Below are 22,917 nucleotides of genomic sequence, written 5' to 3'. Positions count from 1 at the left end.
CCCTACCAGGGCAGACTTGTCTCGCCCATCAGCCGCTTGTCGATCGCATGCGCCGCCTGGCGTCCCTCGCGGATCGCCCAGACGACCAGCGACTGGCCGCGGCGCATGTCGCCGGCCGCGAAGACCTTGTCGACCGAGGTCGCATAACGCTCGGTATCGGCCTTCAGATTGCCGCGCTTGTCCAGATCCGCGCCGAGTTCGGCCAGCATGCCCTCATGCAGCGGATGCGCGAAGCCGATCGCGACGAAGACGAGATCGGCGCGGATGATGAACTCCGTGCCCTCGATCGGACGACGCTTCTCGTCGACGCGCGCGCATTCGACGCCCACGACCTTGCCGTTCTTGCCGACGACGCGCAGCGTCGCACAGGCGAATTCGCGCTCGGCGCCCTCGGCCTGCGAGGACGAGGTGCGGAACTTGGTCGGCCAATAGGGCCAGACCGTCAGCTTGTCCTCGCGCAGCGGCGGCATCGGGCGGATGTCAAGCTGGGTGACGGCGAGCGCGCCCTGGCGGAAGGCCGTACCGACGCAGTCCGACGCCGTATCGCCACCGCCGATGACGACGACGCGACGGCCGGTCGCGATGATCGGCTCCTCATTGCTGACGTCCTCGCGGCCGACGCGGCGGTTCTGCTGGACCAGGAACGGCATGGCGTAATGCACGCCTTCGAGCTCCACGCCCGGCAGCTTCGGATCGCGCGGGGCCTCGGCGCCGCCGGTGAGCAGCACCGCGTCATGCGCGTCGATCAGCTCGGCGATCGGCTTGGTCACGCCGACATTGACGCCATAATGGAACGTCGCACCCTCGGCCTCGATCTGCGCGACGCGCCGATCGATGAAGTGCTTCTCCATCTTGAAGTCCGGGATGCCATAGCGAAGCAGGCCGCCGGCCTTGGGCTCGCGCTCATAGACGTGAACATCGTGGCCGGCCCGCGCCAGCTGCTGCGCCGCCGCGAGGCCCGCAGGACCCGATCCCACCACCGCGACCTTCCGGCCGGTCTTCACCGACGGGATTTCCGGCTTGATCCAGCCGTTCTCCCAGCTCTTGTCGGCGATGGTCTGCTCGACCGACTTGATCGCGACCGGCGTGTTCTCGAGGTTCAGCGTGCACGCTTCCTCGCAGGGCGCGGGGCAGACGCGGCCGGTGAACTCCGGGAAGTTGTTGGTCGAATGCAGGTTGCGCGAGGCCTCCTGCCAGTCGCCCGTATAGACGAGGTCGTTCCAGTCCGGAATCTGGTTGTGGACCGGGCAGCCCGTGCCGCCATGGCAATAGGGGATGCCGCAATCCATGCAGCGGGCCGCCTGCCGCGACACCTCCTCGTCGGAGAGGCGCAGCGTGAACTCCCGGAAGTGCCGGATCCGGTCGGATGCCGGCTGGTACTTCTGGTCCTGGCGGTCGATCTCGAGGAAGCCTGTAACCTTACCCATGTGAATTCCTCACTCCGCCGCGATGCCGTAACGCGCCCGTTCCATCTCGATCAGTGCACGGCGGTATTCCACCGGCATGACCTTGCGGAACTTCGGCCGGTAGGCGGCCCAGTTCTCGAGGATGACCCGCGCCCGTTCCGAGCCCGTGTAGTGAAGGTGCTGCGAGATGAGCCGATGCAGACGCTCGTCGTCGAACCGGTTCATGTCCGAGGTGATGTCGATCCGGCCCTTGTGCTCGATGTCGCCGCCATGGTGATGCAGCTGTTCGAGCAGGTCGTCCTCTTCCTGGACCGGCTGGATCTCGACCATGGACAGGTTGCAGCGCTGCGCGAAGCTCTGGTCTTCGTCCAGCACGTAGGCGATGCCGCCGGACATGCCGGCCGCGAAGTTGCGCCCGGTCTGGCCGATGACGACGACGATGCCGCCGGTCATGTATTCGCAGCCGTGATCGCCGCAGCCTTCGACGACCGCGATGGCGCCGGAGTTGCGCACAGAGAAGCGCTCGCCGGCGACGCCGCGGAAATAGGCCTCGCCCTCGGTCGCGCCATAGAGCACCGTGTTGCCGACGATGATCGACTCTTCCGGCACGATGCGGGTGTTCTCCGGCGGCCGCACGACGATGCGCCCACCCGAGAGGCCCTTGCCGACATAGTCGTTGCCTTCGCCGATCAGGTCGATCGAGACGCCGCGCGCCAGGAAGGCCGCAAAGCTCTGTCCGGCCGTGCCGCGGAGCGTGATCGCGATCGTGTCCTCGGGCAGCCCGTCATTGCCGTAGCGCTTCGCCACCTCGCCGGAGAGCATCGCGCCCGCCGAACGATCGGTGTTGTGGATGCGCTCCTCGATCTTGACCGGCACGCCGGTCTCGAGCGCGGGCTTCGCCGCCGCGATCAGGCGCCGGTCGAGCACGTCGTCGATCGGGTGCTTCTGCAGCTCGGTGTGACGGATCTCGTGCGGCTCCGCGTCGGGCTTGAAGAACAGCCGCGTGAAGTCGAGACCGGATGCCTTCCAGTGTTCGATCGCAGCCTTCTTCTCGAGCCGGTCCGACTGGCCGATCAGCTCCTCGATCTTGCGCACGCCCATGGCGGCCATGATCTGGCGCACCTCTTCGGCGACGAAGAAGAAGTAGTTGATCACGTCCTCGGGCGTGCCCTTGAAGCGCTTGCGCAGCACCGGATCCTGTGTGGCGATGCCGACCGGGCAGGTGTTGAGATGGCACTTGCGCATCATCACGCAGCCGGCCGCGATCAGCGGCGCCGTCGAGAACGCGAACTCGTCCGCGCCGAGCAGCGCGCCGATGACGACGTCGCGACCGGTACGGAAGCCGCCATCGACCTGCAGCGCGACGCGCGAGCGCAGCCCGTTGAGAACGAGCGTCTGCTGCGTCTCGGCGAGGCCGATCTCCCAGGGCGAACCGGCATGCTTGAGCGAGGTCAGCGGCGAAGCGCCGGTGCCCCCCTCGAAGCCGGACACGGTGATGTGGTCGGCGCGCGCCTTGGCGACGCCGGCGGCAACCGTGCCGACGCCGACCTCGGAGACGAGCTTGACCGACACCGCCGCCGACGGGTTGACGTTCTTCAGATCGAAGATGAGCTGCGCCAGGTCTTCGATCGAATAGATGTCGTGATGCGGCGGCGGCGAGATCAGGCCGACGCCCGGCGTCGAGTGGCGGACCTTGGCGATGGTCGCATCCACCTTATGGCCGGGCAGCTGGCCGCCCTCGCCGGGCTTGGCGCCCTGCGCGACCTTGATCTGCATGACGTCGGAGTTGACCAGATACTCCGTCGTCACGCCGAAGCGGCCCGAGGCGACCTGCTTGATCGCCGAGCGCATGGAATCGCCATTGGCGAGCGGCAGGAAGCGCTCGGCCTCCTCGCCGCCCTCGCCGGTGTTCGACTTGCCGCCGATCCGGTTCATGGCGATCGCGAGCGTCGTATGCGCCTCGCGCGAGATCGAGCCGAACGACATGGCGCCGGTGACGAAGCGCTTCACGATCTCGGTCGCCGGCTCGACCTCGTCGATCGGCACGGGCGCGAGGCCCATGGCGTCGGCGAGCTTGATCTCGAACAGGCCGCGGATGGTCAGCAGCCGCTTGGACTGCTCATTCATCTCGCGCGCGAAATCCTCGTAGCGCTCCCAGGAATCGAGGCGCACTGCATGCTGCAGGTTCGCGACCGAATCCGGCGTCCAGGCATGGCGCTCGCCGCGGATGCGATAGTTGTATTCGCCGCCGATATCGAGAGCCGTCCTGAGGATCGCCTCATTGCCGAACGCCTCGCCATGACGGCGCACCGTCTCCTCGGCGATTTCCGGCAGGCCGACGCCGCCAATGGTGGTCGCGGTGCCGAAGAAGTAGCGATCAACGAAATCCTGCGACAGGCCGATCGCATCGAAGATCTGCGCGCCGCAATAGGACTGGTAGGTCGAGATGCCCATCTTGGACATGACCTTGAGGATGCCCTTGTCGATCGACTTCACATAGCGATGGACGATCTCTTCCTCGTCCACCTCGCCGGGGAACTCGTCGCGCATGTCGAGCAGGGTCTCGAAGGCGAGATAGGGGTTGATCGCCTCGGCGCCGAAGCCGGCGAGTGCGCAGAAATGATGCACCTCGCGCGCCTCGCCCGTCTCGACGACCAGGCCGACCGACGTCCTCAGCCCCTTGCGGATCAGGTGATGATGCACGCCTGCCGTGGCGAGCAGGGCGGGAATCGGGATCCGCTCCGGGCCGACCATGCGGTCGGACAGGATGATGATGTTGTAGCCGCCATGCACCGCCGCCTCAGCCCGCTCGCAGAGCCGGTCGAGCGCATCCTGCATCCCGTCCGCGCCCTTGGTGGAGGCGAAGGTGATGTCGAGCGTCTTCGACTGGAACGGGTTGTCGTCCAGGTCGCCGATGGCACGGATCTTTTCGAGGTCCTGGTTCTCCAGGATCGGCTGGCGAACCTCGAGGCGCTTGCGATGGCCGGCACCCTGCAGGTCGAACAGGTTCGGCCGCGGCCCGATGAACGAGACGAGGCTCATGACGAGCTCTTCACGGATCGGGTCGATCGGCGGGTTGGTGACCTGCGCGAAGTTCTGCTTGAAATAGGTGTAGAGCAGCTTCGACTTGTCGGAGAGCACCGATATCGGCGTATCCGTGCCCATGGAGCCGACGGCCTCCTGGCCGGTGGTGGCCATGGGGCTCATCAGAAGCTTCAGATCCTCGACCGTATAGCCGAAGGCCTGCTGGCGATCGAGCAGGCTCACATCCGTCCGCGGCGCGCGCGGCGGCACGGGCGGAAGATCTTCGAGCACGATCTGGGTGCGCGAGAGCCAGCTCTGATAGGGGAGCTTCGCCGCGAGCTGATGCTTGATCTCCTCGTCGGAGACGATGCGTCCCTCTTCGAGGTCGATCAGCAGCATCTTGCCCGGCTGGAGGCGCCACTTGGTGACGATCTTCTCCTCCGGAATCGGCAGCACGCCGGCCTCCGAAGCGAGGATGACGTCGCCGTCCTCGGTCACGAAATAGCGCGCCGGACGGAGCCCGTTGCGGTCGAGCGTCGCGCCGATCTGCCTTCCGTCGGTGAAGGCAACGGCAGCCGGACCGTCCCACGGCTCCATCAGCGCGGCATGGTACTCGTAGAAAGCACGCCGCTGCTCGTCCATGAGCGGGTTGCCTGCCCATGCCTCGGGAATGAGCATCATCGCGGCGTGCGGCATGGAATAGCCGCCCTGCACGAGGAACTCGAGCGCGTTGTCGAAGCAGGCGGTGTCCGACTGCCCCTCATAGGAGATCGGCCACAGCTTGGAGATGTCGTTGCCGAACAGTTCGGAATCGACCGAGGCCTGCCGCGCCGCCATCCAGTTGACGTTGCCGCGCACCGTGTTGATCTCGCCATTGTGCGCGACCATCCGGTAGGGATGGGCGAGCCGCCAGGACGGGAAGGTGTTGGTCGAGAAGCGCTGATGCACGAGGGCGAGCGCGCTCTCGAAGCGCGGATCATGGAAGTCGCGGTAATAGGCGCCGAGCTGATAGGCGAGGAACATGCCCTTGTAGACGATGGTCCGCGCCGAGAGCGAAACGACGTAGAAATCGTTGTCGAGCCCGGAATAGGTCGCGTAGATGCGGCTGGAGATCACCTTGCGGATAATGAAGAGCCGCCGCTCGAAATCGTCCTCGCTCTCGATCGCCTTGCCGCGACCGATGAAGACCTGCCGGTGATAGGGCTCGGTCGCCGCGATCTCCGGCGCCTTGGACAGCGAGGAATTGTCGACGGGCACGTCGCGCCAGCCGATGAGGACCTGGCCCTCCTCGGCGACGACGTCCTCGACGATCTTCTCCATGCCGGCGCGAACCGCCGCATCCTGCGGCAGGAAAAGGAAGCCGACCGCATAGTGGCCGGGCTCGGGCAGCGTGAAGCCGAGCCGGACCGCTTCCTCGGAGAAGAAGCGGTGCGGAATCTGCACGAGCATGCCGGCGCCGTCGCCCATCAGCGGATCGGCACCCACCGCGCCGCGATGCGTGAGGTTCAGCACGATCTCGAGGCCGCTCTCGACGATGCGATGCGACTTCTCGTTCTTCAGGTTCGCGATGAAGCCGACGCCGCAGGCGTCGTGTTCGTTGCGCGGGTCGTAAAGGCCGCGGCGGCCGGGGCTCAGCGTTCGGGCGCCGGTGGCCGTGGCGCGCGCGGCGTCTTTGGCTTCACGGACCACCGCCGCTCCCGCCAACCGCATCTGCGCATCGCTCATGACCTTCGGCATTGCACTGCCCTCATCTCTGTCAGAAATCCGTTCATCGCCCGCGTCGGGCCATCAGCCCGACAGCGGTCCCCCTCCGCCGCCCGAACGGGCCCGGCCTCCTACCGCCATCCCGTCCAAGCAAGTTCCATTCCGGGTCCGGAAGGCATCGCCGCAGCGATTCACCCCCGATCTCGGAGCACCCTCAAATGGGACAGCAATACTGTCCTATCAAAAGCGCGCCAAAATGCCAGACTTCTCCGCGGTGCGCAAGCGTTCGGCACCGGCGGCATTATGTTTGTTTCAGAGCGCTCCCCGCAATCGTCGTTACCGCGAAAGCGCCCCGACGTACACGCAAGATTCTTGCGCCGGGTTGCCCATTTCGCGAATCACCCGATGACACGCTTTGTCGCGGCGGCGCCCTCGGCGTCGCAGCCGGCTTGCGCGGGCGCTCCATCCCATAGCATGAGGAAGCCATGAACTTTGCGAGCGACAATTGGGCAGGCGCTTCCGAGCGCGTGGTGGCGGCACTGGCAGCGGCCGGGGACGGCGCGATGCCGGCCTATGGCGGCGATCCGCTGACCGCCAGGGTGGAGCGCCTCTTCGCGGAGGCCTTCGAGCACGAGACGCATGTCTTCTTCGTCGCCACGGGCACGGCGGCCAATGCCCTCGCGCTGGCGCAGGCCGGACGAGCGGGTGGCGTGGTGTTCTGCCATGCGGGGGCTCATATCGCCGTCGACGAGGCCGGCGCGCCGGAATTCCTCGCCGGCTGCCGTCTGCATCCGATCGAAGGTGCCGCCGGCAAGATTACGCCGGATGCGCTCCGGGCGGCGATCGCCCGCTATCCGGCCGCCGCGATCCATCATGGCCAGCCCATGGCGGTCTCGATCAGCCAGCTCACGGAGGCCGGCACGGCCTATGCGCCGGATGAGATCCGGGCGCTGGCCGAGATCGCTCATGGCGCCGGGCTGCCGCTGCACATGGATGGATCGCGCTTCGCCAATGCGCTGGCCGGCTCGACCGCGAGCGCGGCGGAACTCACCTGGTGCGCCGGGGTCGACATGCTGTCCTTCGGCGGCACCAAGAATGGCTGCTTCGCCGCCGAGGCGGTCGTGTTCTTCGATTCGGCGCGGGCAGCCGGCTTCGCCTTCCAGCGCAAGCGCGCCGGCCACCTATTTTCCAAGAGCCGGTTCGTCTCGGCGCAGTTTGCGGCCTATCTCGAAGACGGGCATTGGCTCGCGCTCGCCGCCCACGCCAACGCCATGGCAGCCCGCCTCGCGGCCGGGGTCGCGGCGTCACGCGGCGCCCGTCTGGCGCTTGCTCCGGACGGGAACGAACTCTTCATCCATTTGACGAGGGATGCGGACAGCAGGCTGCGCGCGGGCGGCGCCGTCTATCACGGCTGGCCGGCGGAAACGCTTGGCCTGGCCAAGCCGGACGACGGCGTCATCGTGCGCGCCGTTACCAATTTCCGCACACGGGCCGGCGAGGTCGACCGCTTCGTCGCGCTCATCGACGGATAGGCCACCCCGGCGAATGCGCAAACGAAAACACCCGGCGGCGCAGCGGCGCGGCCGGGTGTTTGAACGTCGAAGCGACGATTATCAGGCGGCGGAAGCGCTGAGCTTCTTGGCGATCTGACGCTTCAGAAGCTGGGCCTTCGCCGAAAGCTCGCTCGCATCGGCCTTCGCCAGGAAGGCGTCGAGGCCGCCGCGATGCTCGACCGTGCGCAGGCCGGCCGCGGAAACGCGGAGACGGTAGCTCTGGCCGAGCGCGTCGCTGATCAGCGTCACATTGACGAGATTCGGCAGATAGCGACGACGGCTCTTATTGTTGGCATGGCTGACGGTGTTGCCGGTCATGACGGCCTTGCCGGTCAGCTCGCAGACTCGAGACATGGCAATAATCCTTCTTATCCGCCGCGCTCAGTCGGCATCCGCCATCCGTACGGCAGGGATCTGAAAAGTGGGCTTCTCATAGTCACCACGAAGCGGCGCGTCAAGCCGAACAGGCATGGAGCCGGCTATGATCGCGCGGATAGGGTGGCTTTTCCCGCGCCGATCCCGGCCGAACGCCCCTTTGACCGGCCTCGATGGCGGCCTAAGCTACCCGCATCGTGCAGACGTCCGCCGGCAGGTAACACTTTAGTCAGAACCCCCGGTCATTATGGTTAATGAAATGATGACGTCCTCTGCACCCCTGCGACGGAAGAGGCCGATGACCGGATCTCTGTTCTCATCCCTGCGGCGCGCCGGCACATTGGCGGCTGCCCTGTTCGCTTTCGCGCCTTCCGGCGGCCAGATCGCTTTTGCCGAGCCTGGCCCGGTGCGCGACGGCTCGCTCGAGGCGAGCTACAATATGCTGCTCAATGGCGTCACGATCGGCCGCTTCGATCTCGACACCAAGATCGATCATGCGCGCTACACCATGACGATCCGCGGCCGCACGGCCGGCGTCACAGCGATGGTCTCCGACGGCACCGGGCTGTTGAAGAGCAGCGGCCAGATCGCCGGCGCCAAGGTACTGCCGGGCGACTATTATCTCGACACGACCGAGAATGGGCAGAGGAGCAGCAATGTCTCCATGCGCATGAAGCTCGGCACGATCGTCTCGGTCGCGGCGCTCCCACCCTTGCCGGTGAAGGCGGACCGCGTGCCGCTGCTCCCTGCGCACAAGCACAATATCGTCGATCCGCTCAGCGCGATGATGGTGCCGATGAAGCGCGCCGACATGGGCGCGGCCTGCAACCGCTCGATCCCGGTCTTCGACGGCTGGCAGCGCTTCGACGTCAAGCTCTTCTACAAGTCGACCGCGCAGGTTCAGGGCGAGGGCGGCTCCTATTCGGGGCCCGTCGTCGTCTGCGGCGCGCGCTACGTGCCCGTCGCCGGCCATCGGCCGTCGCGCGAGCAGGTCAAGTTCATGGAAAACAACAAGCAGCTCGAAGTCTGGCTGGCACCGGTCGATAATCTTGGCGTGCTGATGCCGTTCCGCATGCAGATCGGCACTGAAGCGGGCGTGCTTACGATCCATGCCTCGCGCTTCGTCGGCCAGTCGACCAGCGAGCGCGCCGCGCTGAACTGACACCCATCCGACCGTTTCACTCATAAGCCCGCCGGCTTGAGCAGCCGGCGGGCTTTTTCATGCCCGTACGCCTGGGCCACCCAGTCCCGTAACGCGACAGAATCCGACGACAATCCCTAACGAAGCCGACGTGGTTTCGCTGGTGCGCTGCTTGCGGCAGAACGCCGGCATCGCAGATCTTGAGGACTTGGACGCGCCGACCGCGACCCGTGGTGAGAACGAAGCATGAAGCCCCGGTTCCCAGCGATTCGTCGCCGATTCGTTCAGGATTCGGCCCAGCCCTTAACGCCGATGCGAAAAATCCGAGTGATCGAATTAAGGTGTTGTTGACCATGACTTGGCGGGTGACGGGGCGCCTCCCGTTAATACGGGCAGCCGGATTTCGCCCCGGCATGGCGTCCCGGCGCGCTGAAAATAGTGGAACCCCACGCTACGCACCCCATATGTCGCCGTGAACAGAACGCGAAGATCGATCGAGTCAGCGATTCGGACCGTGTTTGTTCCAGACTCGTTCCGGTTGTTAAGACGGCCGCGCTACAGGCAGGATGGTCTCCCGCTTCTGTGCCGGCATGGTACAAGCACCTGCCCGCCGCGCGCCGAGAAGGCGATTTTTCCTGTCCCGAGACCCCGCAGCGATGACCGAGTTTGAGAAGCCCCCGCGTGGGGTTGCCGACGGGCGCAAGGTGATCGCCGTGCTCGGGCCGACCAATACCGGCAAGACGCATTATGCGATCGAGCGGATGCTCGCCCATTCGAGCGGCGTGATCGGCCTGCCGCTGCGCCTGCTCGCGCGCGAGGTCTATAGCCGTGTCGCGGCGCGCGTCGGTCCAGAGGCGGTCGCCCTCATCACGGGCGAGGAGAAGATCGTCCCGCCACATCCGCGCTACCGCGTCTGCACGGTCGAGGCGCTGCCTTCGGAGACGGATGCCTCGTTCCTGGCGATCGACGAAATCCAGCTCGCCGGCGATTTCGAGCGCGGCCATGTGTTCACGGACCGCCTGCTCAATCTGCGCGGCCGCGACGAGACGCTGCTGCTCGGCGCCGGCACGATGCGGGGCATCATCGAGAAGCTGCTGCCGGGCGTCACGGTCATGACGCGGCCGCGCATGTCGCTGCTCACCTATTCCGGCTCGAAAAAGATCACGCGTCTGCCGCGGCGCTCGGCGATTGTCGCCTTCTCGGCCGACGAGGTCTATGCGGTCGCCGAGCTGATCCGTCGCCAGCGCGGCGGCGCGGCCGTCGTGCTTGGCTCGCTCAGCCCGCGCACGCGCAATGCCCAGGTCGAACTGTTCCAGTCGGGCGACGTCGATTTCCTCGTCGCGACGGACGCGATCGGCATGGGTCTCAATCTCGATGTCGAGCATGTCGCCTTCGCGCAGGAGCGCAAGTTCGACGGCTACCAGTATCGCCGCCTGAGCGCGGCCGAGTTCGGCCAGATCGCCGGGCGCGCCGGCCGGCATACGCGCGACGGAACCTTCGGCGTCACCGGTCAGGTCGATCCGTTCGAGGATGAGCTGGTCGAATCGCTCGAGAATCACGCCTTCGCGCCGGTGCGCGTGCTGCAATGGCGCAACCGCGCGCTCGATTTCCGCTCGATGGATGCGCTGCGCCTCTCGCTCGACCGCCCACCCGCGATGGAAGGCCTGACCAAGGCGCCGCCATCGGAAGATGTGAACGTGCTGGAGATCCTGAAGCGCGACGCGGAGACGCGAGAACTCGCCAAAGGTGTCGAACGCGTGCAGCTTCTCTGGGACATTTGCCAGATTCCGGATTATCGTCGCATCGCGCCCGCCAGCCATGCCGAACTGGTGGGCGAGATCTTCTCATTCGTCGTCCGGCAGGGAGCGGTTCCCGACGACTGGTTCGCACGGCAGGTCGCCTTCGCCGATCGCACGGACGGCGATATCGATACGCTCGCGAATCGCATCGCCCATATCCGCACCTGGACCTTCGCGGCCAACCGGCCGAACTGGTTATCGGATCCACGCCATTGGCAGGAGCGCACGCGCGCGATAGAGGATCGGCTGTCCGATGCGCTGCACGAAAGGCTGACACAGCGTTTCGTGGATCGTCGGACCAGTGTGCTGATGAAGCGGCTCAGAGAAAACGCGATGCTCGAAGCAGAAATCACGACCTCCGGCGATGTGCTGGTCGAGGGACAGCATGTCGGAAGCCTGCAGGGTTTCCGCTTCACGCCCGATCCAAAGGCTGATGGTCCCGACGCCAAGGCCATTGCCGCGGTGGCGCACAAGTCGCTCGCCAGCGAGATCGAGCGGCGGGCCGAGAAGATCGGCCGCGCGCCCAACACCGAATTCGCCCTTGCGATCGACGGCACGCTGCGCTGGCTCGGCGCGCCGGTCGCGCGCATCATCGCGACCGACGACCGGCTGAAGCCGCGCTTCATCCTGCTTGCCGACGACAGCCTCACCGGCCCGTCGCGCGAGCGCGTCCAGGACCGGGTCGATCTCTGGCTGAAGAGCCATATCGAAACCCTGCTCAAGCCGCTGTTCGACCTTCTCGCCGGCGCCGAGCTTTCCGCCGAGGCGCGCGGCATCGCGTTCCGTCTCGCCGAAGGCCAGGGCGTGCTCGAGCGCTCCGAGATCGCTGGCGAGATGAAGGCGCTTGACCAGGATTCGCGCGCCGGACTGCGCAAGCTGGGCGTCCGCTTCGGCGCGCATCACATCTATGTCCCGGCGCTGCTCAAGCCGGCCCCGAGCGCCCTCAACGCGATGCTCTATGCGCTGAAGGCCGGCGGGCTCGACATGCCCGGCCTCGCCGAGCTGCCGCAGCTCTCGTCCAGCGGCCGCACGACCATCCAGGTCGACCCGACCTTCGCCAAGCCGCTCTATCGCGTCGTCGGCTATCGCATCGCCGGCAACCGCGCCGTGCGCATCGACATCCTGGAGCGGCTGGCCGACATCATCCGCCCGCTCATCGCCTGGAAGCCGACATCCGACAATCCGATCCCGCCCGACGGCGCCTATGACGGCAATGGCTTCACGGTAACGGTCGCCATGACCTCGCTGCTCGGCTGCTCGGGCGAGGATTTCGCCGGCGTGCTGAAGTCGCTCGGTTATCGCGTCGAACGCCGCCCTGCCCCGCCCAAGGCGGTCGCCGCGCCCGCACCGGCCCCGGCTGTAGCGGCAGAGGACGCGCCGGTCGCCGAGGACGCGGCCACGGCGAGCGAGGCTCCGGCCGAGACCGTCGCCGAACGCGCCATTGTTGCCGATGCCCCCGAAGCGGTCGAAGCCGATGCGCCGGAGACGGCCGAGGCGATCGCCGAGCCCGAAACCGCAGCGGACGAGCCCGTCGCCGCCGAAACGGCCGAGGCGGACGAGGTGCCGGCCGACGCGGAAGCGACCGCGGATCCCGTCGAAGAGCCGGAGGCTGCGGCCGAGATCGCCGCCGACGCGCCGGTCGAGACGGCGGATGCTCCTGTGGCCGAGGCCGGTACGGCCGAGACGGCGGCGGCTCCCACTGAGCCCGAAATGGTCGATGTCTGGCGTCCCGGCCGCCCCGATCGCCGTCCGCGCGAGCGGCACGAGAAGCGCGATTTCGGCCGCCAGCGCCACCAGAACAATGCCGGCGGCGCCGAGGCCGGCGAGGCCCGTCCCGCGGAAGGCCGCAACGCCGAGCCGCGGCATGGCCGCCCGCCGCGCGAAGGCGAGCGTCGTGACGATCGCCGTCCGCGTCCCGAGCGCCAGGGCGGGCCGCGCGGCGGCGAGCAGGATCGCGAGCAGCGCGCGCAGGGCGAACGCAATCATGGCGGCCAAGGACGCGGCGATCGTCCGCGCGGCGATCGTCCGGATCACCGCCAAGGCGAGCACGGCAAGAGCCATGGCGGCAATCATGGCGGCGCGCCGCGCCGCGAGGAGCCGAAGCGCGAGCGCGCAATCGATCCGAACTCGCCCTTCGCCGCGCTCGCCGCGTTGAAGGCCGATCTCGAAGCGCGCAAGCGGGGCGGCTAGCGGACCGGGAGCGCGATGGCCGAAGCGGATCGCCAGCGCATCGACAAATGGCTCTGGTTCGTGCGCCTCGCCAAGACGAGGACCGCGGCCCAGCGCCTCGTCGAGGACGGTCGCGTCCGCGTCAATCGCGAGAAGGTCGAGGCGGCCAGCCGCCTCGTCCGCCCGGGCGACGTGCTGACCATCCGCCTCGAGCGGCAGATCCGCGTGCTGAAGGTGGTCGCGCCGGGCGTGCGCCGCGGCCCGCCGGCGGAAGCGCAGACGCTCTACGAGGATCTGACGGAGCCCGCCGACCCCTCTGCCCCGTCGTCGGGCGGGCAGCGCCCGACCAAGCGGGATCGTCGCGCCCTGGACGCTTTTCACGCCGGAACGCCCTTCGCCGAAACTGACTTTTCGCGGGACGGCGACGAATAGACAACCATTCCTGACACGTCGTCGCGGGCGAACGGCGAATCCTTGCACGCTCGCGCCAAACCGTTTACCCCAACGCTCGGCGCGGGAAAGCGTTATGCCCGCCGCAGGAGGCTCAAGTGCCCTATGTCGTGACCGACAACTGCATTCGCTGCAAGTACACGGATTGCGTGGAAGTATGTCCGGTGGACTGCTTCTATGAGGGCGACAACATGCTCGTCATTCATCCGGACGAATGCATCGACTGCGGCGTCTGCGAGCCGGAATGTCCTGCGGAAGCGATCAAGCCGGACACCGAGCCGGGTCTTGAGAAGTGGCTGAAGCTCAACGCGGAATATGCGGAGAAGTGGCCCAACATCACGGTGCGCAAGGACCCTCTGCCGGAGGCGAAGGAGTTCGACGGCGTCCCCAACAAGCTGGAAGCGCACTTCTCCGAGAAGCCGGGCGAGGGCGACTGATCCGCCTACCGCTCTGAACCGCTTTTACGCGCGGCCCTCCGGGCGGCGACGGCAAGACTTTGTTTTTCGGGTATTTTGTGATATATACCCAACACAGTCGGTAAATGCTCTAAGGCGTCGCCGCACCGTGTTGGTGTTTGGTTTGTGATCAGCCCTCAATCTTCAGCTCGTTGACGTTCAGGTGCACGTGGCGGTGCGCCTGAATTTTTGCGCGATTGAATTTCTGCTGATCACGCCCATCTCTGCGGGCAAAGCGATCTTCCCATCGGCTGATGTTGCGAATGTGCGGACCAGCCGGTTCGCCGCCGGACCTTGCGTCTCGGCATCGGCTGGTTGCGCGGAAGCGATGCTTCGGACGGATTACCGAGATCCGGCCTCTGGCTTGGCGAGCTGGGACCGTAACCGCAAGGGAGTCAATACGCGTATGGCCGCAATAAAGAAGACCACCCAACGTTCCGATTTCAAGACGGGCGAGCGGATCGTCTACCCGGCGCATGGCGTCGGCGAGATTGTCGGCCTCGAGGAACAGGAAGTGGCCGGCATCAAGCTTGAACTCTTCGTCATTGCCTTCGAGAAAGACAAGATGAAGCTGCGTGTCCCCGTCGCCAAGGCGAATTCGGTCGGCATGCGCAAGCTCTCCGATACAACGATCGTCAAGAAGGCTCTGGAAACCATCCGTGGCCGCGCGCGCGTCAAGCGCACCATGTGGAGCCGCCGCGCGCAGGAATACGAGGCCAAGATCAATTCGGGCGATCTGATCGCCATCTCCGAAGTGGTCCGCGACCTCTATCGTTCGGAATCGCAGCCCGAGCAGTCCTACTCGGAGCGGCAGCTCTACGAGGCCGCGCTCGACCGCATGTCGCGCGAGATCGCCGCCGTCAGCGAGATCTCCGAGACCGAGGCGATCCGTCAGATCGAGCAGAACCTCGCCAAGAGCCCGCGCCGTGGCGGCAAGGGCGACGAGGAGAATGTTGCGGTCGAGACGGCCGAGGATGACGAGCACGACGAGGCGGCGTGATCCCTTCTGCGGGATTTTGACGCAGGCGCTCCCACGCCACGCCGCGACCCCGCCGAAGATCACCTGCCGCTAGAAGCTTTGTCGGCCAAGGCTGACGAGCCATTGAAACGAGGCGTCCGGACCCTGTCCGGGCGCCTCGTTGCATTTGGTGCCGGCCAATCTGGCCGGTCGTCCACGATCATCGCCGCCGATCGCGTGCGATCACGTTCAATCACGTCCTTTTGTGCCGGCAACGGAAGCCGAATGGCTGCCTCGTTCGTATTGTGAGTATCGGGAACCACAACAGCGAAACGGGTGATCCTATGGGCAGCGCAATGACTTCAGGACGTGGATACGTCAGGGCGGCCATGCATGCACCGTATCTGGAACGCGAGGAGGAGAAGGATCTCGCCACCCGCTGGCGCGAAGATCACGACCCGGGCGCGCTGCATCGCCTGACCGCCTCCCATATGCGGCTCGTGATCGCCATAGCCGCGCGCTTCCGCCATTTCGGGCTGCCGATGGCCGATTTGATCCAGGAAGGCAATGTCGGCCTGCTGGAGGCGGCGGCGCGGTTCGAGCCGGAGCGCGATATCCGCTTCTCGACCTACGCGACCTGGTGGATCCGCGCCGCGATCCAGGACTACATCCTTCGCAACTGGTCGATCGTGCGCGGCGGCACCAGTTCGACGCAGAAGTCGCTGTTCTTCAACCTGCGCCGCCTGCGCGCCAAACTGGCCCGCGGCGGGATCGCCGTCGAGGCGCATCATCTGCACCAGCAGATCGCGGCCGCCATCGGCGTTTCCATGGACGATGTCGCGCTGATGGATGCGCGGCTTTCCGGCTCGGATCTCTCGCTGAACGCGCCGATCCAGGATGGGGAATCGGCGTCATCCGACCGTCAGGACTTCCTCGTCGACGGCGCGCCGCTGCAGGACGAACTCGTGCAGGACGAGATCGATACCGGCCGCTGGAGCGGGTGGCTGCAGGACGCCATGGCGACGCTGTCGCCCCGCGAGGCCCGCATTCTCAAGGAGCGGCGGCTCAAGGATGATGGCGAGACGCTGGAATCGCTCGGCGCCACGCTCGGCATCTCGAAGGAACGCGTGCGGCAGATCGAGAGCCGCGCGCTGGAGAAGCTGCGGCTCGCCCTGACGCGCGACCATCCGCATCAGCGTCCGACCTTCTCGTAAGGTCGGTCCGCGCCGCTACTGAGCGGGTGCCGCCGCCGGGAGGATGACGATGCCGTCGACAACGCTCTTGCGCGTGGCGGCGGCTTCCTCATCGGAGCGTGGCGCCTTCCAGGCGAAGTCGTCGGCGCGTCCGGGCGGCGCCGGCGGCGCATCGCCCTTGACCGTCAGGCTATAGGCAACCCCGGTGGTGGATGCTGCCGCGGTCGGCTCGCCGCCGGCCAGCGCCGCATCGGCCGCGCCGGGCGGCGGGTCGGTCAGCGAGACGATCGGCCCGACCACGCGCGATTTTCCGTCCGGTCCAATCTCCGTCGTCTGGTTCGGGTTCAGCATGGTGGCCGTGCTGGCACCGGAACCGAGCCCGGCATCCTGGCGGATCTCGCGCTCAACATAGAAGGCGAGCTTGCGCCGTCCGGCCTTGGTGAAGTTGATGCCGTCGCCAGAGCGAAGCTGCCGCATCTGGCCGTCGACATCGGGACCGCGCGAGACGAACTTGCCGTCCTCGCTGGCAAAGCCATCCCAGATGTCGACGAAGCTCGCGCCCACGGCCTCGGAGCGCGCCTTGAACAGCGTGTTCAGATAGGCCATGTCGGCGGCGCTGTCGGCCGACTGCATCGGCGGCTCGCCGACCCAATAGACCGGCTTGCCATAGGACTGGAGCGCCAGCAGGAAGCGATCGACGCGCTGCTGATAGAGCTTCTGCCACTCTTCCGAACGCGGCGCGAAACGCCCGTCGGCCGTGCGGAATTGCTGGCGGTCATTCGTGCCGATCATGACGACGATCATGTCCGGCTTCTCGGTCGAGAGCAGCTCGGGCAGCGTCGCGGCCCAGTCGTAATGGTCGTCGCGCACGAAGCCGGACGAGCCTTCCGTCCGGTCGAGGATCTCGACCCGCGGCTCGTCCGCGAAGGCCTGGTCGAGGCCCCAGGCGAGACCGCCGGCAATGAAATCGCCGACGACGAGGACGCGCTTGGCATCGGCGTTCTTCGGCTGCACGTCGAGGACCGCATAGGGCGGCTCGCTCGGCTGCGCGGGCGCCTTCTTGCGCGGGGCCTGGCCGGGGTTCTGCCCGGCCTGCGGCTGCCGGCCTGCCCGCGGGGCGACGTCGGGAATATCCGCCGGCGGCGCCACCTCGCGCTCGCGGCCGAACAGGCGATCGAGAAAGCCCGTCGGCCCGCCACGGAACGACTGCGCCGATGCGGGCGCGGCTATGACACCGACCAGCGCCGCCAGCAGGACAAGAAACAACCCGGAACGTGCGCGCCGCATCACAAAGTCACCCGGACAATCCGCCCCCCGGAGCCGGGTCTACTCTATCCGCCAGCACGCAGGCGCTGCAACAACTCGGTCGAGGGATAGCCGTCGGCAACCAGCCCGGCGCGATGCTGATAGGTGCGGATCGCCGTCCGCGTGCCCTCGCCGATCTTGCCGTCGACCGTGCCCTGGTAGAAGCCGCGGCGGGCGAGCAATTCCTGGATCTCGGCGCGCTCGGCGCTCGTCAGCGGCCGTGCGTCGCGCGACCAGCCGGAGACAAAGGCGCCGCCGCCCCTCAGCCGGTCGGAGAGATGTCCGACCCCGAGCGCATAGGCATCGGCGTTGTTGTAGCGCTTGATGACGCGGAAATTCGGCAGGAGCAGGAAGGCCGGTCCGCCGGCACCCGCGGGCGCATAGAGCCGCGCTGTCTCGTCGAACTGGGGAAAGGGTCGGCCCGCCACCCGCGTGATACCAATCTTGCGCCACTGGCTGAGCGGCGCCGATTTCGAACCGTCGGCAAGACGCCAGTCGAAGCCGGCGGGAAGCTCGACCTCGTAGCCCCAGGTCTCGCCGCGGCGCCAGCCCATCTTGGCGAGGTAATTGGCGGTCGAGGCGAGCGCATCGACCTCGGAATTCCAGATGTCGCGGCGGCCGTCGCCGTCGGCATCGACCGCATAGGCCAGATAGGTGGTCGGGATGAACTGGGTGTGGCCCATGGCGCCGGCCCAGGAGCCGGTCATGCCACGCGCCGTGATGTCGCCCTTCTGCAGGATCTTCAGCGCCGCGATGAGCTGCTGGCGGCCGTATTTCGCCCGCGATCCGCCCATATAGGCGAGCGTCGCCAGCGAACGGATGGTGTTCTTGACGATCTTCTCGTTCTTGAGGACCTGGCCATAGGACGATTCCATCCCCCAGATCGCGACGACGACATAGCGATCCACGCCATAGGCAGCCTCGATCTGGGCGAGCTGGCGGCCATAGGTGGCGAGCGCCTCGCGGCCATTCTCGAGCCGCTTCGCCGAGACCGCGCCGTCGAGATATTCCCAGATCGGCTTGACGAATTCCGCCTGATTGCTCGCCTTGGCGAGCACGTCGGGATCGGGCGTGAAGTTGGCCAGCGCCCGGTCATAGACGCTCCGCGAGATGCCGGCCTTCTTGGCGGTCGGCCAGAAGGACTGCACGAAGCGCGCGCCGGCCGCATCAGCGAACGCGGCGCCGCCGGCACAGAGCATCAGGCCGACAGCCAGAAGGGCCGCTGCGGCGAGGGCGAACGGACGCCGGACCCCCATGGGCATCCTGGCGGCAGCAATGGTTCCGGTCGCCATCATCGTCACGTCCTCCCTATCGTCTCTTCAGTCCAGTCGGTTGCGCTTCGACAGCGCCTCTTCCCAGGCCAGCGCCGTCGCGACGCATTCGTCGAGATCGTCATGCGCCGGCTGCCAGCCGAGCCGCGTGCGCGCCAGCGTCGCGTCCGCGACCACGGCGGGCACGTCGCCGGCCCGGCGCGGGCCCTCGACGACCGTGAAATCCACACCCGAGACACGCAGGACCGCGTCCACCACCTCGCGCACCGAATAGCCGTGGCCATAGCCGCAATTGGCGACGAGGCTGGTGCCGCCCGCGCGCAGATAGGCGAGCGCATCGGCATGCGCATTGGCGAGGTCGCTCACATGGATGTAGTCGCGCACGCAGGTGCCGTCGGGCGTGTCGTAGTCGGTGCCGAGGATCTCGATCCGGTCGCGCTTGCCGAGCGCGGTCTCGCAGGCGACCTTGATCAGATGGGTGGCGCCACGGGTCGACTGGCCGGTCCGCCCCTTCGGATCGGCGCCCGCCACGTTGAAATAGCGCAGCGCCGCATAGCTGAAATCATGCGCGCGGGCGGCATCTTCGAGCATCCATTCGGTCATCAGCTTCGATCGGCCATAGGGCGAGAGCGGATGCGTCGACGCCGTCTCGACGACGGGTTTGGTGCCGGCGTCGCCATAGACGGCGGCGGTCGACGAGAAGATGAAGTGCCGGACGCCGCAGCGGATCGCGGTGGCGATCAGGGCGCGCGACTGAACCGTGTTGTTCTGATAGTAGCCGAGCGGATCGGCGACCGATTCCGGCACGACGATCGAACCGGCGAAGTGAATGATCGCGTTGATGCCGTGCTCGCGGATCAGCCGCTCGACGAGCGCCTCGTCGCCGACCTCGCCCACGACGAGCTTTGCCTCGGGCGCCACGGCCCATTCGAACCCGGTCGTGAGGCGGTCCAGCACGACGACGGACTCGCCCGCATCGACCAGGCGCCACACCATATGGCTGCCGATATAGCCTGCACCACCTGTGACAAGTACCGTCATCCCGTCCTCATGCGTTTCATATCGTTAATGAACCCTCAACGTGTGAAGGAAGTCTTGCAAGTGGTGAGGATCCAAAGCGCTGCGTTAGTTTTGTTGTTAGAATCCTCGGCTAAAGTGCCGCCGCATCCAACCGTGAGGCATTCATGACTGCTCCGATCCGCAAGGCCGTGTTTCCCGTAGCCGGTCTCGGTACCCGTTTCCTGCCGGCCACGAAGGCCATGCCCAAGGAAATGCTGACCGTCGTCGACCGGCCGCTGATCCAGTATGCGGTCGACGAGGCCCGCGAGGCCGGGATCGAGCATCTCATCTTCGTGACCGGTCGCAACAAGGCCGTCATAGAGGATCATTTTGACGTTCAGTATGAACTTGAGGCGACATTGTCGGGCCGCGGCAAGCAGGAGGCGCTCGATCTGCTCGCGCGCGACCTGCCGGAGCCGGGCGCGACGAGCTTCACCCGCCAGCAGGTGCCGCTCGGGCTCGGCCATGCGGTCTGGTGCGCGCGCGAACTGGTGGCCAACGAGCCTTTCGCCGTGCTTCTGCCGGACATGGTGATGCGCGGCGAGCCCGGCTGCCTCGCCCAGATGGTGGAGGTCTACAATCAGACGGGCGGCAATCTGCTCGGCGTCAGCGAATGCGACCCGGCGGAGACCCACCAATATGGCATCGTCGGCATCGGTGCCGAACTCGAAGGCCCGGCCTTCCGCATCAACGGCATGGTCGAGAAGCCGAAGCCGCAGGACGCGCCGTCGAACCTCTACATCAATGGCCGCTATATCCTGCAGCCGCAGATCTTCGATCTGCTCTCCAAGCAGAGCAAGGGTGCCGGCAACGAAATCCAGCTGACGGATGCGATGCTGCGGCTGATGGACCGCCAGTATTTCTATGGCTGCCGCTTCGACGGCCAGGTCTATGACTGCGGCAGCAAGGTCGGCTTCCTCACCGCCAATGTCGCCTTCGCCCTCGGACGCAAGGACATCGCCGACGAATTCCGTCCGGCGCTGGAGGCACTGCTGGCCGGCAAGTGACACGAAGGTTGCGGGAGCGGCGGCTCAGAGACGGGCCAGCCGCTTCCGCACTTTCGTGAGGTATCGCGCCCGGCTTTCCGGCGTTGAGCTGTCCATCTTGTAGTGGGCGAGATAGAGCGTCTTGCACAGCGGATGCGCCAGCGTGCGAATGCCGCGCAGCAATGTGCGGCGGCCGGGCTCGCCGACCCATTTCGACAGCCACCAGTTCGCGCCGCAGGTCGTGACCACGACGATGCGACGAATGTGCTGCATGGCCGGGCGGATGTTCTGGCCCTCGTGCGCCGGCATCAGGAAGGCGACGTGCGGCACCCAGACGCGGTCGAGCCAGCCCTTGAGGATGGCGGGCAGACCGTACCACCAGGTCGGATACACGAAGACCAGCATCTCGCACCATTTGATGTGCTCGATCTGATCGGCAACCGGGACCTCGTTCACGCCCTGATCGAAGTGATGCCGCCGCTCGTCGGCGCTCATGACCGGATTGAAGCCGATCGCGTTGAGATCGACGAGGCGGACATCGTGCCCGGCCTCGCCGAGGGCCGCGACGACCGTATCCCTGACCGCCGCCCCAAAACTCTCAGGAACGGGATGAGCATAGACCACGAGCGCGCGCATGGAGCCATCACCCCGTCTGTTGCAGTCCCGGGAACAAATACGTCTTCTGCGCGGCAAAGTCGAAGCTCGGATCTTCCCAAGCGATCATCTTGCCGGGATTGAGGAGGCCCTTGGGGTCCGCCTCGCGCTTGAAGTCGAGCTGGACGAGGTCGGTCTGCTTCATGCCGCCCTCCTCCAGCGTATAGCGATGCGGATTGAAGATCGGGCAGCCATTCTCCTCGTGCAGCCGCATGATCTCTTCGAGCCGCTCATTCGTCGTGTGACGGATCAGCGAGAGCCCCATCGGCGTGATCTTGCCGTCGAAGCGGACGAATTCGAGGTGGCCGGGGACCTCGTCGCCGAACAGCCTGGTGATCGTCTCGATCTTCTCGATATGGGTCGGCGGCGCGAACATCGTCTGGATGTAGGTGATCGACGGATCGACGCGGAGCGCGCGCAGCGTCGTGTGGTTCCAGGCAAGTTCATAGGCGGGCGGCAGGCCCTTGGGGTCGGCGGCCGTATCGGCGCGGAACAGGACCTCGCCCTTGGCGCGAGCCGTGAACGCCAGGAAGGCGTCCATCGCATGCGGCGCGACCATCAGGACGGCGACCGACTTGCCCTCGGGAATGAACTTCTGGTGGCGGAGGAAATAGGTGTGCGGCACCGGTGCCGCGATGGCCGCGATCTCCTTGAGCAACAGGCCGTCGGCATTGCCGAGCGCGTCGCAATACCGGACCGTGTCCATCCATTGGTCGAAGCCGACGAGCACGTCGACCCAGTCATAGGCCGCGGTCAGCGGCATCTCGACTTCGGTGATGATGCCGTTGGTGCCATAGGCATGCATGACCTTGTGCAGTTCCCAGCCGGTCAGCTCGAGAATCCGCGGCTCGGCCTCCATGGTGACAACGCGGAGGCGCAGCACATTGCCGATATCGCGCAGCCCGCCCCAGCGAATGGAGCCGACGCCGCCGGAGCCGCCGGCGACATAGCCGGCGATGCTGGCGGTCGCATAGGTCGAAGGATGCAGCCGCAATTCCTGGCCGGAATGGGCCCGCGTTTCCTTGTCGATCTGGGCGATGATCGCGCCCGGCTCGCAGATCACGCGGCCCGGATGGATCGCCTTGACCTTGTTCATCTCGGCGAGGTTGAGGATGAGCCCGCGCGAGAGCGGCATGGCCTGGCCGTAATTGCCCGTGCCACCGCCGCGCGGCGTGACCGGGACATCATGCGCGAACGCGGCCTTGAGGATGCGGATGACCTCGGCCTCGTCCTTCGGCGTCGCCACCAGATCGCCGGTCACATGCTCGAGCTGCCCCTTGAGGATCGGCGAATACCAGAAGAAATCGCGGCTCTTCTGCTTCACGAGCGCGGGATTGTCCTCGATCGCGATGCCGTCGAGATCCTTGCGGAAAGCGTCGAGGTCGAATGCGAAGGTGCGGGTCATGGTGAGCGTC

At 66.4% G+C, this 22,917-nt stretch carries 16 protein-coding genes; 8 read left to right on the top strand and 8 right to left on the bottom strand.

Annotation, left to right across the window (positions count from 1 at the left end; all coding sequences use genetic code 11):
* Positions 1-2: 2 nt before the first annotated feature.
* Entirely contained in the window at positions 3-1,427 is a 1,425-nt protein-coding gene (locus tag GGR25_RS13180) for a glutamate synthase subunit beta (RefSeq protein WP_183399233.1), read from the bottom strand.
* A 9-nt stretch (positions 1,428-1,436) separates the two neighbouring features.
* Positions 1,437-6,155 carry a glutamate synthase large subunit gene (gltB, locus tag GGR25_RS13175; RefSeq protein ID WP_380146893.1) on the bottom strand — a complete coding sequence of 1,573 codons (4,719 nt, stop codon included), beginning with the start codon at positions 6,153-6,155 and terminating at the stop codon, positions 1,437-1,439.
* Between the two features lie 464 nt (positions 6,156-6,619).
* Here gltB and GGR25_RS13170 point away from each other — a divergent pair, with 464 nt between their 5' ends.
* Positions 6,620-7,666: a threonine aldolase family protein gene (locus GGR25_RS13170; RefSeq protein ID WP_183399231.1), complete on the top strand. Its 1,047-nt coding sequence runs from the start codon at positions 6,620-6,622 to the stop codon at positions 7,664-7,666.
* An 81-nt stretch (positions 7,667-7,747) separates the two neighbouring features.
* Here GGR25_RS13170 and rpmB read toward each other — a convergent pair whose 3' ends face one another.
* Positions 7,748-8,041 carry a 50S ribosomal protein L28 gene (rpmB, locus tag GGR25_RS13165; RefSeq protein ID WP_183399230.1) on the bottom strand — a complete coding sequence of 98 codons (294 nt, stop codon included), beginning with the start codon at positions 8,039-8,041 and terminating at the stop codon, positions 7,748-7,750.
* Positions 8,042-8,360: 319 nt separating this feature from the next.
* Here rpmB and GGR25_RS13160 point away from each other — a divergent pair, with 319 nt between their 5' ends.
* From GGR25_RS13160 to GGR25_RS13135, 6 genes are all read left to right on the top strand, one after another.
* Complete coding sequence (locus GGR25_RS13160) at positions 8,361-9,224, top strand: DUF3108 domain-containing protein (protein WP_183399229.1); 864 nt, start codon at positions 8,361-8,363, stop codon at positions 9,222-9,224.
* Positions 9,225-9,859: 635 nt separating this feature from the next.
* Positions 9,860-13,192, top strand: a complete 3,333-nt coding sequence (locus GGR25_RS13155; protein ID WP_183399228.1) for a helicase-related protein — start codon at positions 9,860-9,862, stop codon at positions 13,190-13,192.
* Positions 13,193-13,207: 15 nt separating this feature from the next.
* Positions 13,208-13,603 carry an RNA-binding S4 domain-containing protein gene (locus tag GGR25_RS13150; RefSeq protein ID WP_183399227.1) on the top strand — a complete coding sequence of 132 codons (396 nt, stop codon included), beginning with the start codon at positions 13,208-13,210 and terminating at the stop codon, positions 13,601-13,603.
* Between the two features lie 116 nt (positions 13,604-13,719).
* Positions 13,720-14,058: a ferredoxin FdxA gene (fdxA, locus tag GGR25_RS13145; protein ID WP_183399226.1), complete on the top strand. Its 339-nt coding sequence runs from the start codon at positions 13,720-13,722 to the stop codon at positions 14,056-14,058.
* 187 nt (positions 14,059-14,245) lie between these two features.
* Entirely contained in the window at positions 14,246-15,076 is an 831-nt protein-coding gene (locus GGR25_RS13140; protein WP_343068051.1) for a CarD family transcriptional regulator, read from the top strand.
* 302 nt (positions 15,077-15,378) lie between these two features.
* Entirely contained in the window at positions 15,379-16,248 is an 870-nt protein-coding gene (locus GGR25_RS13135) for an RNA polymerase factor sigma-32 (protein WP_183399225.1), read from the top strand.
* A gap of 15 nt (positions 16,249-16,263) precedes the next feature.
* Here the strand turns inward: GGR25_RS13135 and GGR25_RS13130 are convergent, their stop codons facing one another.
* Genes GGR25_RS13130 through galE form a run of 3 tightly spaced genes read right to left on the bottom strand, consistent with a single transcriptional unit; the run spans position 16,264 to position 19,844 of the window.
* Entirely contained in the window at positions 16,264-17,514 is a 1,251-nt protein-coding gene (locus GGR25_RS13130) for an SGNH/GDSL hydrolase family protein (RefSeq protein ID WP_183399224.1), read from the bottom strand.
* Positions 17,515-17,558: 44 nt separating this feature from the next.
* A complete protein-coding gene (locus GGR25_RS13125) occupies positions 17,559-18,827 on the bottom strand; it encodes a lytic murein transglycosylase (RefSeq protein WP_246409614.1) in 1,269 nt (422 codons plus the stop codon).
* 24 nt (positions 18,828-18,851) lie between these two features.
* A complete protein-coding gene (gene galE, locus GGR25_RS13120; protein WP_183399223.1) occupies positions 18,852-19,844 on the bottom strand; it encodes a UDP-glucose 4-epimerase GalE in 993 nt (330 codons plus the stop codon).
* A gap of 143 nt (positions 19,845-19,987) precedes the next feature.
* Here galE and galU point away from each other — a divergent pair, with 143 nt between their 5' ends.
* On the top strand, positions 19,988-20,869 hold the full coding sequence (galU, locus tag GGR25_RS13115; protein WP_183399222.1) for a UTP--glucose-1-phosphate uridylyltransferase GalU: 882 nt from the start codon (positions 19,988-19,990) through the stop codon (positions 20,867-20,869).
* A gap of 24 nt (positions 20,870-20,893) precedes the next feature.
* On the opposite strand, the gene GGR25_RS13110 is transcribed toward galU, so the two are convergent.
* Together GGR25_RS13110 and GGR25_RS13105 are read right to left on the bottom strand one after the other, a co-directional pair.
* On the bottom strand, positions 20,894-21,484 hold the full coding sequence (locus GGR25_RS13110) for an NAD(P)H-dependent oxidoreductase (RefSeq protein ID WP_183399221.1): 591 nt from the start codon (positions 21,482-21,484) through the stop codon (positions 20,894-20,896).
* A gap of 7 nt (positions 21,485-21,491) precedes the next feature.
* Positions 21,492-22,907, bottom strand: a complete 1,416-nt coding sequence (locus GGR25_RS13105; RefSeq protein ID WP_183399220.1) for an FAD-binding oxidoreductase — start codon at positions 22,905-22,907, stop codon at positions 21,492-21,494.
* Between the last annotated feature and the right edge of the window lie 10 nt (positions 22,908-22,917).

It is taken from the genome of Kaistia hirudinis (assembly GCF_014196455.1).
Lineage (GTDB): Bacteria > Pseudomonadota > Alphaproteobacteria > Rhizobiales > Kaistiaceae > Kaistia > Kaistia hirudinis.
The sequence above is the reverse complement of the archived record's forward strand: the minus strand, read 5'-3'. Positions and strand labels throughout refer to the sequence as shown.